The sequence below is a fragment of the Pseudooceanicola nanhaiensis genome (genome assembly GCF_020171315.1).
GTDB classification, from domain to species: Bacteria; Pseudomonadota; Alphaproteobacteria; order Rhodobacterales; family Rhodobacteraceae; genus Pseudooceanicola; species Pseudooceanicola nanhaiensis_A.
Genome location: NZ_JAIUZP010000005.1, coordinates 290391 through 303057 on the forward strand (window position 1 = coordinate 290391; position 12667 = coordinate 303057).

8 protein-coding genes are annotated in these 12667 nt (G+C 66.7%); 4 read left to right on the forward strand and 4 right to left on the reverse strand.

All coding sequences use genetic code 11. The features are described from left to right. The 4 genes from gltB (at position 1) to queG (ending at position 7353) form a co-directional block, all read left to right on the forward strand. Complete coding sequence (gltB, locus tag LCM32_RS09045; protein ID WP_224820726.1) at positions 1-4539, forward strand: glutamate synthase large subunit; 4539 nt, start codon at positions 1-3, stop codon at positions 4537-4539. 189 nt (positions 4540-4728) lie between these two features. Beyond that, positions 4729-5493 carry a monofunctional biosynthetic peptidoglycan transglycosylase gene (gene mtgA / locus LCM32_RS09050; protein ID WP_412070672.1) on the forward strand — a complete coding sequence of 255 codons (765 nt, stop codon included), beginning with the start codon at positions 4729-4731 and terminating at the stop codon, positions 5491-5493. Positions 5494-5561: 68 nt separating this feature from the next. Beyond that, positions 5562-6227 (forward strand): glutathione S-transferase family protein, encoded by a 666-nt coding sequence (locus LCM32_RS09055; RefSeq protein WP_224820933.1) that lies wholly within the window; start codon positions 5562-5564, stop codon positions 6225-6227. A 91-nt stretch (positions 6228-6318) separates the two neighbouring features. Continuing rightward, on the forward strand, positions 6319-7353 hold the full coding sequence (gene queG, locus LCM32_RS09060; protein WP_224820727.1) for a tRNA epoxyqueuosine(34) reductase QueG: 1035 nt from the start codon (positions 6319-6321) through the stop codon (positions 7351-7353). 19 nt (positions 7354-7372) lie between these two features. Here queG and LCM32_RS09065 read toward each other — a convergent pair whose 3' ends face one another. From LCM32_RS09065 to LCM32_RS09080, 4 genes are all read right to left on the reverse strand, one after another. Continuing rightward, complete coding sequence (locus LCM32_RS09065; RefSeq protein ID WP_224820728.1) at positions 7373-8548, reverse strand: acetyl-CoA C-acyltransferase family protein; 1176 nt, start codon at positions 8546-8548, stop codon at positions 7373-7375. A 144-nt stretch (positions 8549-8692) separates the two neighbouring features. Next, entirely contained in the window at positions 8693-9436 is a 744-nt protein-coding gene (locus LCM32_RS09070) for a metallophosphoesterase family protein (protein WP_224820729.1), read from the reverse strand. A gap of 282 nt (positions 9437-9718) precedes the next feature. After that, a complete protein-coding gene (serA, locus tag LCM32_RS09075) occupies positions 9719-11314 on the reverse strand; it encodes a phosphoglycerate dehydrogenase (protein ID WP_224820730.1) in 1596 nt (531 codons plus the stop codon). Positions 11315-11425: 111 nt separating this feature from the next. Continuing rightward, a complete protein-coding gene (locus LCM32_RS09080) occupies positions 11426-12580 on the reverse strand; it encodes a phosphoserine transaminase (protein ID WP_224820731.1) in 1155 nt (384 codons plus the stop codon). Between the last annotated feature and the right edge of the window lie 87 nt (positions 12581-12667).

Here is a 12667-nt window from a genome sequence, read left to right on the forward strand (position 1 = left end):
ATGACGACGTTCGACGAAAACTGGGTCGCAGCCGAAGAAGCCAAGCGCAAGTGGATGGCGGAGAATTCGCTGTTCCGCGAAGAGGACGAGAAGTCCTCCTGCGGTGTGGGCCTCGTCGTCTCCATCGACGGCAAGAAGAGCCGCAAGGTGGTTGAGGCGGGTATCCAGGCGCTCAAGGCGATCTGGCACCGTGGCGCCGTGGACGCAGACGGCAAGACCGGTGACGGCGCGGGTATCCACGTCCAGATCCCGGTGCCCTTCTACTATGACCAGATCAAGCGCACCGGCCACGAGCCCCGCGCGGATGAGCTGATGGCGGTGGGTCAGGTCTTCCTGCCCCGCACCGATTTCGGCGCACAGGAAATCTGCCGGACCATCGTCGAGACCGAAGTCCTGCGCATGGGCTACTACATCTACGGCTGGCGCCACGTGCCGGTCGACATCTCCTGCCTTGGCGAAAAGGCCAACGCGACCCGTCCCGAGATCGAGCAGATCCTGATCTCGAACTCCAAGGGCGTGGACGAAGAGACCTTCGAACGTGAACTCTACGTGATCCGTCGCCGGATCGAGAAGGCCGCGACCGCCGCGCAGGTGAACGGGCTCTACATCGCGTCGCTGTCCTGCCGCTCTGTGATCTACAAGGGCATGATGCTGGCCGAGCAGGTCGCCGTCTTCTACCCCGACCTGATGGACGAGCGGTTCGAGAGCGCCTTTGCGATCTACCACCAGCGCTATTCCACCAACACCTTCCCGCAGTGGTGGCTGGCACAGCCGTTCCGGATGCTGGCCCACAACGGTGAGATCAACACGATCAAGGGCAACATCAACTGGATGAAGTCCCACGAGATCCGCATGGCCTCGTCCACGTTCGGGGACATGGCGGAAGACATCAAGCCGATCATCCCCGGCGGGTCGTCCGACTCTGCCGCGCTGGATGCCGTCTTTGAAGTGCTGGTGCGCGCCGGCCGCAACGCCCCCATGGCGAAAACCATGCTGGTGCCCGAAGCCTGGTCGCAGCAGGCGATTGAGCTGCCGCAGGCGTGGCGTGACATGTATTCCTACTGCAACGGCGTCATGGAACCCTGGGACGGCCCCGCCGCCCTCGCCATGACCGACGGCCGCTGGGTCTGTGCCGGTCTGGACCGGAACGGCCTGCGCCCGATGCGCTATGTCGTGACCGGCGACGGCCTGCTGATCGCGGGCTCCGAGGCGGGCATGGTGCCCTCGAACGAGGCGACCGTGCGTGAGAAGGGCGCGCTTGGCCCGGGCCAGCTGCTGGCCGTCGACATGGCAAGCGGCAAGCTCTACCACGACACCGAGATCAAGGACAAACTGGCCGCCTCGCAGCCCTTCGGCGAATGGGTCGGCAAGATCACCGACCTCGACGAGCCGCTTGCCGCGGTGACCGAGAAGGCGCTGTTCTCGGGCGGTGAGCTGCGCAAGCGGCAGATCGCGGCGGGCTACTCCATTGAGGATCTCGAAACCGTGCTCTCGCCGATGGCCGAGGACGCGAAGGAAGCGCTCGCCTCCATGGGCGATGACACGCCCTCCGCGGTGCTGTCGAACAAGTACCGTCCGCTGAGCCACTTCTTCCGCCAGAACTTCTCCCAGGTGACCAACCCGCCGATCGACTCCTTGCGCGAATTCCGCGTGATGAGCCTCAAGACGCGCTTCGGCAACCTGAAGAACGTGCTCGACGAAAGCTCGGCCCAGACCGAGATCCTCGTGCTCGACACGCCCTTCGTCGCCAACGCCCAGTTCGACGAACTGATGACGCATTTCAACGCCGACTTGGTCGAGATCGACTGCACCTTCCCGGTGGGCGATGACGGCGATGCGCTGCACAAGGGGCTGGAGCGGATCCGCGCCGAGGCCGAGGACGCCGTGCGTTCCGGCGGCGGCCACATCGTGCTGACCGACCATCATCAGGGCCCCGACAAGGTGGCCATGCCGATGATCCTTGCGACCTCGGCCGTGCACTCCTGGCTGACCAAGAAGGGCCTGCGGACCTTCTGCTCGCTCGGCGTGCGCTCGGCTGAATGCATCGACCCGCATTACTTCGCCGTGCTGATCGGCGTGGGTGCGACGATCGTGAACCCCTACCTCGCCGAGGACAGCCTCGCCGACCGGATCGACCGGGGCCTGCTGGACGGCACCCTGACCGAGAACATGGCCCGCTACCGCGAAGCCATCGACCAGGGCCTGCTCAAGATCATGTCCAAGATGGGCATCTCGGTCGTCTCGTCCTATCGCGGCGGTCTGAACTTCGAGGCCGTGGGCCTGTCCCGCGCCATGGTGGCCGAGTATTTCCCCGGCATGACCTCGCGCATCTCGGGCATCGGTGTCTCGGGCATCCAGAAGAAGGTCGAGGCCGTGCACCAGCAGGGCTGGCTGGGCGGTCAGGACGTCCTGCCGATCGGCGGCTTCTACAAGTCGCGCAAATCGGGCGAGACCCACGCCTGGGAAGCGCAGACGATGCACATGATGCAGGCGGCCTGTAACCGCGCCTCCTATGAGCTGTGGAAGCAGTATTCCGCGCGGATGCAGGCGAACCCGCCGATCCACCTGCGCGACCTGCTGGCGATCAAGCCGCTCGGCACGCCGGTGCCGATCGAGGAAGTCGAAAGCATCACCTCGATCCGCAAGCGCTTCGTCACGCCGGGCATGTCGCTGGGCGCGCTGAGCCCCGAGGCCCACAAGACGCTTAACGTCGCCATGAACCGCATCGGTGCGAAATCCGACAGCGGCGAGGGCGGCGAGGATCCGGCACACTTCGTGCCGGAGCCCAACGGCGACAACCCGTCCGCCAAGATCAAGCAGGTGGCTTCGGGCCGGTTCGGCGTGACCGCCGAATACCTGAACCAGTGCGAAGAGCTGGAGATCAAGGTGGCGCAGGGCGCCAAGCCCGGCGAGGGTGGCCAGCTGCCCGGCATGAAGGTGACCGACCTGATCGCGCGGCTGCGGCATTCGACCAAGGGCGTGACGCTGATCTCGCCCCCGCCGCACCACGACATCTACTCGATCGAGGACCTCGCCCAGCTGATCTACGATCTCAAGCAGATCAACCCGGGCGTGAAGGTGACGGTGAAGCTGGTGGCCTCCTCGGGCGTCGGCACCATCGCCGCGGGCGTGGCCAAGGCCAAGGCCGACATCATCCTGATCTCGGGCCACAACGGCGGCACCGGGGCGTCCCCGGGCACCTCGATCAAGTTCGCTGGCCTGCCGTGGGAAATGGGCCTGACGGAAGCGCATCAGGTTCTCGCCATGAACAACCTGCGTGACCGCGTGACCCTGCGGACCGACGGTGGCCTGCGCACCGGTCGTGACATCGTCATGGCCGCCATGATGGGCGCCGAGGAATACGGCATCGGCACCGCCGCGCTGATCGCCATGGGCTGCATCATGGTTCGCCAGTGCCAGTCGAACACCTGCCCGGTGGGCGTCTGTACCCAGGACGAGAGCCTGCGCGCCAAGTTCACCGGCAACGCGGACAAGGTGGTGAACCTCATCACCTTCTACGCCACCGAGGTGCGCGAGATCCTCGCCTCCATCGGGGCCCGGTCGCTGGACGACGTGATCGGCCGTGCCGACCTGCTGAGCCAGGTCAGCCGCGGGGCCGAGCATCTGGATGACCTCGACCTGAACCCGCTGCTGATCACGGTCGATGGCGCCCATGCCATCGTCTACAACCGTGACAAGCCGCGCAACGCCGTGCCCGACACGCTGGATGCGGAAATCGTGCGCGACGCGGCCCGCTTCCTGAAGGACGGCGAGAAGATGCAGCTCTCCTACGCGGTGCAGAACACGCACCGGACGGTGGGCACGCGGACCTCGTCGCACATCGTGCGGAAGTTCGGCATGCGCAACGCGCTGCAGCCGGATCACCTGACCGTCAAGCTGACCGGTTCCGCCGGCCAGTCGCTGGGCGCCTTCGCGGCCCCGGGCCTCAAGATCGAGGTGGCGGGCGAGGCGAACGACTATGTCGGCAAGGGCCTCTCGGGCGGTACCGTCGTGGTGCACCCGCCGATGTCCAGCCCGCTGGTCGCGTCCGAGAACACGATCATCGGCAACACTGTGCTCTACGGTGCGACCGATGGTTACCTCTTTGCCGCTGGCCGTGCAGGCGAACGCTTCGCGGTGCGGAACTCGGGCGCCAAGGTGGTGATCGAGGGCTGCGGCTCCAACGGGTGCGAGTACATGACCGGCGGCGTGGCGGTGATCCTCGGCTCCATCGGGGCAAACTTCGGTGCGGGGATGACGGGCGGCATGGCCTATCTCTATGACCCCGAAGCGAAGACGCCGTCGCTGATGAACATGGAAACGCTGGTGACCTGCCCGGTCACGGTGCCCCATTGGGAAGCCCAGCTGAAGGGCCTGATCGAACGTCACGCCGAGGAAACCGGCAGCCGCAAGGCCCGGGACATCCTGCAGCACTGGGACGTGGAGAAGGCCAACTTCGTGCAGGTCTGCCCGAAGGAGATGCTGGTGCACATCCCGCACCCGCTGGCCATCGAAGAGGCGGCGATGCCCGCGGAGTGATCTGCCGGTTCATGGATGAGAGAGGGCCCCGTCGGATGCGACGGGGCCTTTTCGTTTGCGGGGCGGCCCTTCTGCGCGCGGAGCCCGCCGCCCAAAGCGGAGACACGGCCCGCCCACTGCCCGCATCTTCCCGCCCCGTCAGCCGCCGTTTCGCTTCCGCGTGTCCCGCCCTTGGCCTATAGTCGCGCCGTGGCACGACAGGCAAAATCATCGGGCAAGTCCGTCAAGGGCAAGGCCACCGGATCGAAGGCAAAGGCCGGGACGGCGAAGAAGGCGCGGATCAACCCGATCCGCTGGCTTCTGCGCATGGCCCTGCGCGGCCTCGCGCTCGTCGTCGTGCTGACGCTGCTGCTGGTGCTGGTCACCAGCCGCGTCAACCCGCCCATGGGCGTCTACATGCGTCAGGAACAGGCCCGGCTGGGCACCATCGAGAGGACATGGGTGCCGCTCTCGGACGTGGCGCCTGTCATGGCGCGCTCGGTCGTGGCGGCGGAGGATGCGAACTTCTGCACCCACTGGGGCTTCGACATGACCGCGATCCGCACCGCGATCGAACAGGGCGGACGGCGCGGCGGATCGACCATCACCCAGCAGGTGGTGAAGAACGTCTTCCTCTGGCACGGGCGCAGCTATGTCCGCAAGGCGCTGGAGGCGCTGCTGACCCCGGTGGTGGAAACCTTCTGGTCCAAGCGCCGCATCGTCGAGGTCTATCTGAACGTGGCCGAGTTCGACGAGGGCATCTTCGGCGTCGAGGCCGCGGCCCGGCATTACTTTGGCGTGGCGCCCGAAAAACTGAGCGACCTGCAGGCCGCGCGCCTCGCCGCCGTGCTGCCCGCCCCGCAGAGCTGGTCGGCCTCGAACCCCAGCACTTACGTGCGCAAGCGGACCGGAATGATCATGGACGGGGCGGCCACGATCCGCGCGGATGGCCGTGCGGCCTGTTTCGAGGATTGAATTTCCCCGGTTTCGCAGGCAATGACGTGGAACCTTCGAAAAATCGGCACATCTTTCCGCTCATGACCATGGCTCGCCTCTATCACGTCCCGCTCTCCCCCTTCTGCCGCAAGGTTCGCCTCGTGCTGGCCGAGAAGAAGATCGATTGCGAGTTGGTCGAGGAACGCTATTGGGAGCAGAATCCCGATTTCCTGCGCCGCAACCCGGCGGCCAAGGTGCCGGTGCTGCGCATCGACGGTAAGACCATGTCCGAAAGCGGCCCGATCTGCGAGTGGCTGGAGGAAATGTATCCCGATCCGCAGCTGATCCCGGACACGCCGGACGAGCGCTACGAGGTGCGGCGGCTGGTGAACTGGTTCGACGACAAGTTCCACCACGAGGTGACCTCCAAGCTGCTCTACGAGCGGGTGAACAAGAAGGTCACGGGGCAGGGCTATCCGGACAGCAAGAACGTGAAGTTCGGCGCGCAGCGGATCAAGTTCCACCTCGACTACATGACATGGCTGCTGGACCACCGCCGCTGGCTGGCGGGGGATCGCATGACGCTGGCGGATTTCACCGCTGCGGCGCATCTCTCCTCGCTCGACTATATCTCGGACGTGGACTGGAACCGCTCCGAGCCGGTGAAGGACTGGTACGCCAAGATCAAGTCGCGGCCCGCGTTCCGGAAGATCCTGATCGACCAGGTGCCGGGCTTCCCGCAGCCGCCGCATTACTCCGATCTGGACTTCTGACCGGCGGCTTCTGACTGGCGACCGGGCGGGGAAGGGGGGCCAGCCCCCCGTCGCGTGCCGCGACTCCCCCCGGGATACTTGGGAAACGAAAATGGACGAGGTGAAGACCCGGCTGATTGCGCGCGCCCTCGAGGAAGGGTTCGATGCGGCGCGGATCTGCCACCCGTCCGCCGTGCCGGAGGTGGCCGGGCGGCTGAGCGGGTTTCTCGACGCGGGCTATCACGGGCAGATGGGATGGCTGGAGGACCGGGCCCATTGGCGCGGCGATCCTTCGGCGCTCTGGCCCGAGGCGCGGTCCGTGATCATGCTGGCGGAGAGCTACACCCCGCAGGACGATCCGCTGGCGGGGCTGTCCGAGCCTGAGCGCGGCGTGATCTCGGTCTATGCACGGGGCAAGGATTACCATGACCTCGTGAAGAAGCGGCTGAAGCGGCTGGCCCGCTGGCTGATCGCTGAAGCGGGCGGCGAGGTGAAGGTCTTTGTCGATACCGCGCCGGTGCCGGAGAAGCCGCTGGCGCAGGCGGCGGGATTGGGCTGGCAGGGCAAGCACACCAATGTCGTCTCGCGGGAACTGGGGAACTGGATGTTCCTCGGGGCTGTCTTCTCGACGCTGGAACTGCCGGTGGATGCGCCGGAGGTGGATCACTGCGGCTCCTGCCGGCGCTGCCTGTCGGCCTGCCCGACGGAGGCCTTCGTCGCGCCCTACCGGATGGATGCCCGGCGCTGCATCTCTTACCTGACGATCGAGCACAAGGGCCCGGTGGCAGAGGAGCTGCGGGCGAAGATGGGCAACCGGATCTACGGCTGCGACGATTGCCTGGCGGTCTGCCCGTGGAACAAGTTCGCGCAGGCGGCGCGGGAGATCGGCTATCAGGCGAAGCCGGGCAATACGCTGCCGGAGTTGGCGGAGCTGGTGGCGCTGGATGATGCGGCGTTTCGCGAGCGGTTCCGGGGCTCGCCGATCAAGCGGATCGGGCGCGACCGTTTCGTGCGCAACGTGCTCTATGCCATCGGGAATTCGGGGGCCGCGCATCTGCTGCCTGCGGCGCAGGGGCTCTGCGAGGATGCGGACGAGGCCGTGGCCGACGCCGCCCGCTGGGCCGTGGCGAGGTTGCGCCCCGCCTGAGCGGGGCGCGCGCGCCGTTTCAGAGGCGTTCGATCGCCAGGGCGATGCCCTGACCGCCGCCGATGCACATGGTGATCAGCGCCTTGGAGCCGCCGATCCGCTCCAGCTCATAGAGCGCCTTGACGGTGATGATCGCACCGGTGGCGCCTACGGGATGGCCGAGCGCGATGGCGCCGCCGTTCGGGTTCACCTTGGCGGTGTCGAGGCCGAGGGCGCGGTTCACCGCGATCGCCTGGGCCGCGAAGGCCTCGTTCGATTCGATCACGTCGAAGTCGCCCGCCGAGAGGCCGGTCTTCTCGAGCAGTTTCTCTACCGCCGGGATCGGGCCGAAGCCCATCACCTCGGGGCGCACGCCAGCATGGGCGTAGCCCAGCACGCGGGCGCGGGGCTTGAGCCCGGCTTTCTCGGCCGCCGCACCGCGGGCCAGCACCAGCGCCGCGGCACCGTCATTGAGGCCCGAGGCATTGCCCGCCGTGACGCGGCCGTCCTTGCGGAAGGCGGGGCGCAGCCCGGCAAGGGCCTCCAGCGTGGTGGCCTTGGGGTGTTCGTCGGTGGTGAAGGGCACCATGTCGCGCTTCACCTTCACCTCGACCGGCACGATCTGGCTGTCGAAATACCCGGCGGCGATGGCCGCGGCGGCGCGGGTCTGGCTCTCCAGCGCGAAGGCATCCATGTCGGCGCGGGTGATCTCGCTCTCGTCCGCGACATTCTCGGCGGTGATGCCCATGTGGCCGGTGCCGAAGGGGCAGTTCAGCGCGCCCAGCATCATGTCGAGCGTCTGCACATCGCCCATCTTCTGGCCCCAGCGCTGCGAGGGCACGATGTAGGGCGAGCGGCTCATGCTCTCGGCCCCGCCGGCGAGGGCGAAATCCGCATCGCCAAGCGCCAGCGACTGCACCGCCGAGACGATGGCCTGCGCGCCCGAGCCGCAGAGACGGTTCACGTTCATGGCGGGTGTCGTGTCGGGGATGCCGGCCTGGATCGCGGCAACGCGGCTCAGGTACATGTCGCGGGGTTCGGTGTTGATGACGTGGCCAAAGACCACGTGGCCGATCTGGCCGCCCTCGACGCCGGAACGCTCCAGCGCGGCCTTCGCCGCCGCGGTGCCGAGGTCGATGGGGGCGACGCCGGAAAGGCTGCCGCCGAAGGTGCCGATGGCCGTGCGGGCCCCGTCGAGGATAACGATATCGTCCATGTCTGGTCTCTCCCTTGAAGGGGCGCTCATCCCCGCCCCGGTCGCGCGGACCTTGCCGCGCAGGCCGGACCATTGCAATGCTGCAGCGCCAAAGACGCTGCGGCGGATGCGTGGAATGAAACGATCACCCGGGCCGGGTGGGGCTCAGCCCGCCTCAGGCTCGACGGGCAGGGGGCGTGGGCCGTCGGCCTCCAGCACCCAGGCGGCGTGCCCCTCGATCCGGGCCGCCGTGGGCATCCGGCCATAGCCCGCTCCACTGTCGAGGTCGATCCGCGGGCCGAAATGGCGCGGCGCCTCCAGCGCGGTATGGCCGTGGACGACCAGCCAGGGCAGGTCCTGCGCGGCGTCATAGAAGGCGTCGCGTATCCAGATCAGGTCGTCGATCCGCTGGTCTTCCAGTGCCACGCCCGGCACGATGCCTGCGTGGACGAAGAGCTTGTCCTCTGTCTCCAGCCAATAGGGCAGACCGGCGAGGAAGGCGCCATGGGCCTTCGGCACGGCGGAGAGCGTATCGGCGTGGATCTCCGCCATCGGGCGGCGCTCGTCCACGTCCACACCATAGCTTTGCAGCGTCGCCAACCCGCCGAGCCGCCGGTGCGGCCAGGGCAGGCCTGACTTGATATTGGCGTCATGGACGGTGGCATCGGCGAGGAAGCGGCGGAACATCACGTCGTGATTGCCCGCCAGAACGGTCATGTTGCGCCCGGCGGCGGCTTCCGCGATCAGTAGGTCGATGACGCCCCGGCTGTCCGGTCCCCGGTCCACGAGATCGCCCAGCAGGACCAACTGCGCCCCCGGCCCGCCATCCCGGTCGACCCTCTGCAGCAAGTCCTCCAGCCAGTCCCGCTGGCCGTGGATGTCGCCGATGGCATAGATCGGATCGCTCATGAGCCTGTCTCCTGTCTGCGTTGCCTTTGAACCACCGGCCGGCCCGAACTGCCACCCCCGGCTTCATCTTTCCCGAAACACTCCGGGGGAATTGGCCCCGGTAGGGGCCAAGGGGGCAGGGCCCCACCGCCGCGCGACAGCGCGGCCAAATGTCGTGTCGCGCGGAACGCGCGCCGATCTGGTTAAACTTGGCGGAACGCGCGCCCGTCCGCTCGGATCAACTCCGCCAACGAAAGAGGCCCCGGCATCTCTGCCGGGGCCTCTTGTCTCATCTCATCCGCCTCAGGCGACGTCGAATTCCAGCGGTTTCACCTGCTGGAACTTGCCGGTGGCGTTCAGCGCCTCGACCGCCTCGACCGGCAGCGGCCCGTCGAGGTAGAGCAGCGCGATCGCCTCGGCCCCGGCCGATGCGCGGCCGAGAGTGAAGTTCGCGATGTTCACGCCGTTCGCGCCCAGGGTGGCGCCCAGCGTGCCGATGATGCCCGGCACGTCCTGGTTGGTGGTGTAGAGCATGTGCGCGCCCACTTCGGCGTCCACGTTGATGCCCTTGATCTGGATGAACCGGGGCTTGCCGTCCGAGAAGACGGTGCCCGCGGCAGACCGCTCGCGCTTGTCGGTGACCACGGTCACCTTGATGTAGCCGTCGAAGGCGCCCGACTTGTCCTGGTTCGTGGTGGAGATGCGGATGCCGCGCTCCTTGGCCACGACCGGGGCCGAGACCATGTTCACGTCCGGGTTGGCCTTCTTCATGATGCCTGCCACGACGCCGCAGTTCAGCGCCTCGAGGTTCATGCCTGCCACGGTGCCGTCGTAGAGGATGTTGATCGCCTTGATCGGCTCATCGGTCATCTGGCCGATGAAGGAACCGATGTGCCCGGCGAGCTTCAGCCACGGACCCATGACCTTGGCTTCCTCAGCGGTGACGGAGGGCATGTTGAGCGCGTTCTCGACGGCGCCGGTCAGCAGGTAGGCCGACATCTGCTCGGCAACCTGAAGTGCTACGTTTTCCTGCGCCTCGGTGGTGGCAGCGCCGAGGTGCGGCGTGCAGACCACGTTGGGCAGGTTGAAGAGCGGGTTCTCGGTCGCGGGCTCTTCGGAGAAGACGTCGAAGGCCGCACCGGCCACGTGGCCCGATTTCAGCAGCTCTGCGAGGGCCGCTTCATCGACGAGGCCGCCGCGGGCGCAGTTGATGATCCGCACGCCCTTCTTGGTCTTCTCGAGGTTTTCCTTCGAGAGGATGTTCTTGGTGGTCTCGGTCAGCGGCACGTGCAGCGTGATGAAGTCGGCGCGGGTCAGCAGCTCGTCCAGCTCGACCTTCTCGACGCCCATCTTCTCGGCCTTCTCTTCGCCGAGGAAGGGGTCATAGGCCACGACCTTCATCTTCAGGCCGCGGGCGCGGTCGCAGACGATGCCGCCGATGTTGCCGGCGCCGATCACGCCGAGGGTCTTGCCGGTCAGCTCGACACCCATGAACTTCGACTTCTCCCACTTGCCCGCATGGGTCGAGGCAGAGGCCTCGGGGATTTGGCGCGCCACGGCGAACATCATCGCGATGGCATGTTCCGCCGTCGTGATCATGTTGCCGAAGGGCGTGTTCATCACGATGATGCCCTTCTTGGACGCGGCGTCCTTGTCGATATTGTCGGTGCCGATGCCGGCGCGGCCGATGACCTTGAGGTTGTCGGCGGCGGCGATGATCTTCTCGGTTGCCTTGGTGGCCGAGCGGATGGCGAGGCCGTCATACTGGCCGATGACCTCCAGCAGCTTGTCCTTGTCCTTGCCAAGGTCGGGCTGGAAGTCGACGTCGATGCCGTGGTCCTTGAAGATCTGGACGGCGGCGTCGGACAGCTTGTCGGAAATGAGAACGCGGGGGGCCATGTCTGGGCTCCTTTGGATAAGATCGGGGTGTGGACCGGCGCTGCAAACGCCGGCCGTGCCGTCAAATTCGGGGAAGATGGGGGCGGACCGGGGCCCGCCCGTCAGATCGGATCAGGCTGCTTCGGTCTGGGCCGCGATCTCGGCTTCGAAGGCATGGGCCACCCAGGGCATCAGCGCTTCGACGTCCGAGGTATCGATCGTGCCGCCGCACCAGATCCGCAGACCGGCCGGTGCATCGCGGTAGGCGCCCAGGTCGAGGCCCACGCCGGCCGCTTCGAGGCGCTTGGCCACGGCCTTGGCAAAGGCGGCGCCGTCCTTGATGCGGTCGTCGGTGAACTTCAGGCAGACCGAGGTGTTCGAGCGCGTCGCGTCATCCTCGGCGAGGTTCGCGATCCAGTCGTTGGCTTCGCAGAAGTCCCAGATCACCTTGGCGTTCGCATCGGCGCGCGCCATCAGCCCCTTCAGGCCGCCCACGGAGCGGGCCCAGTCCAGCGCCACGAGGTAATCCTCGACCGCCAGCATGGAGGGGGTGTTGATCGTCTCGCCCTTGAAGATGCCTTCGTTGAGCTTGCCGCCCTTGGTCATGCGGAAGATCTTCGGCATCGGCCAGGCGGGGGTGTAGCTTTCCAGCCGTTCGACGGCGCGGGGGCTGAGGATCAGCATCCCGTGGGCCGCTTCACCGCCCAGCACCTTCTGCCAGGAGAAGGTCACCACGTCGAGCTTGTCGAAGGGCAGGTCCTGCGCGAAAGCGGCCGAGGTCGCGTCGCAGATGGTCAGGCCTTCGCGGTCGGCGGGGATCGCGTCGCCGTTGGGCACGCGCACGCCGGAGGTGGTGCCGTTCCAGGTGAAGACGACGTCGGTGTTGAAGTCGACCTCGGCGAAGTCGACGATCTGACCGTACTCGGCGGTCTTCACCTCGGCGTCGATTTTCAGTTGCTTGACGACATCGGTCACCCAGCCTGCGCCGAAGCTTTCCCAGGCCAGCATGGTGGCCTTGCGGGCGCCCAGCATGGACCAGAGCGCCATTTCGACGGCGCCGGTATCGGAGGCGGGAACGATGCCGATCTTGTAGTCGGCGGGCACGCCCAGCAGGTCACGCGTCTCTTCGATCGCGGCCTTCAGCTTTTCCTTGCCGATGGCAGCACGGTGCGAGCGACCGAGTGCGGCATCAGCCAGTTTGTCGAGCGTGAATGTGGGGATCTTGGCGCAGGGGCCAGAGGAGAAACGCGGGTTTGCAGGCCGCGTGGTCGGTGCTTCAATAGCCATGTAGCTATCCTTCCAGATAAGCGCCCTTCGTTGGGGAAGGGTGTCCCACTGCCGCATCTAGTGCCTGTCGCGACGCTGCGCAACGAA

Bases quoted from the DNA above. Each gene is read 5' to 3' on its own strand.
- LCM32_RS09065 (WP_224820728.1), bottom strand. From the start codon at position 8,548: ATGGACGATATCGTTATCCTCGACGGGGCCCGCACGGCCATCGGCACC.
- gltB (WP_224820726.1), top strand. From the start codon at position 1: ATGACGACGTTCGACGAAAACTGGGTCGCAGCCGAAGAAGCCAAGCGC.
- serA (WP_224820730.1), bottom strand. From the start codon at position 11,314: ATGGCCCCCCGCGTTCTCATTTCCGACAAGCTGTCCGACGCCGCCGTC.
- LCM32_RS09055 (WP_224820933.1), top strand. From the start codon at position 5,562: ATGGCTCGCCTCTATCACGTCCCGCTCTCCCCCTTCTGCCGCAAGGTT.
- LCM32_RS09070 (WP_224820729.1), bottom strand. From the start codon at position 9,436: ATGAGCGATCCGATCTATGCCATCGGCGACATCCACGGCCAGCGGGAC.
- queG (WP_224820727.1), top strand. From the start codon at position 6,319: ATGGACGAGGTGAAGACCCGGCTGATTGCGCGCGCCCTCGAGGAAGGG.
- LCM32_RS09080 (WP_224820731.1), bottom strand. From the start codon at position 12,580: ATGGCTATTGAAGCACCGACCACGCGGCCTGCAAACCCGCGTTTCTCC.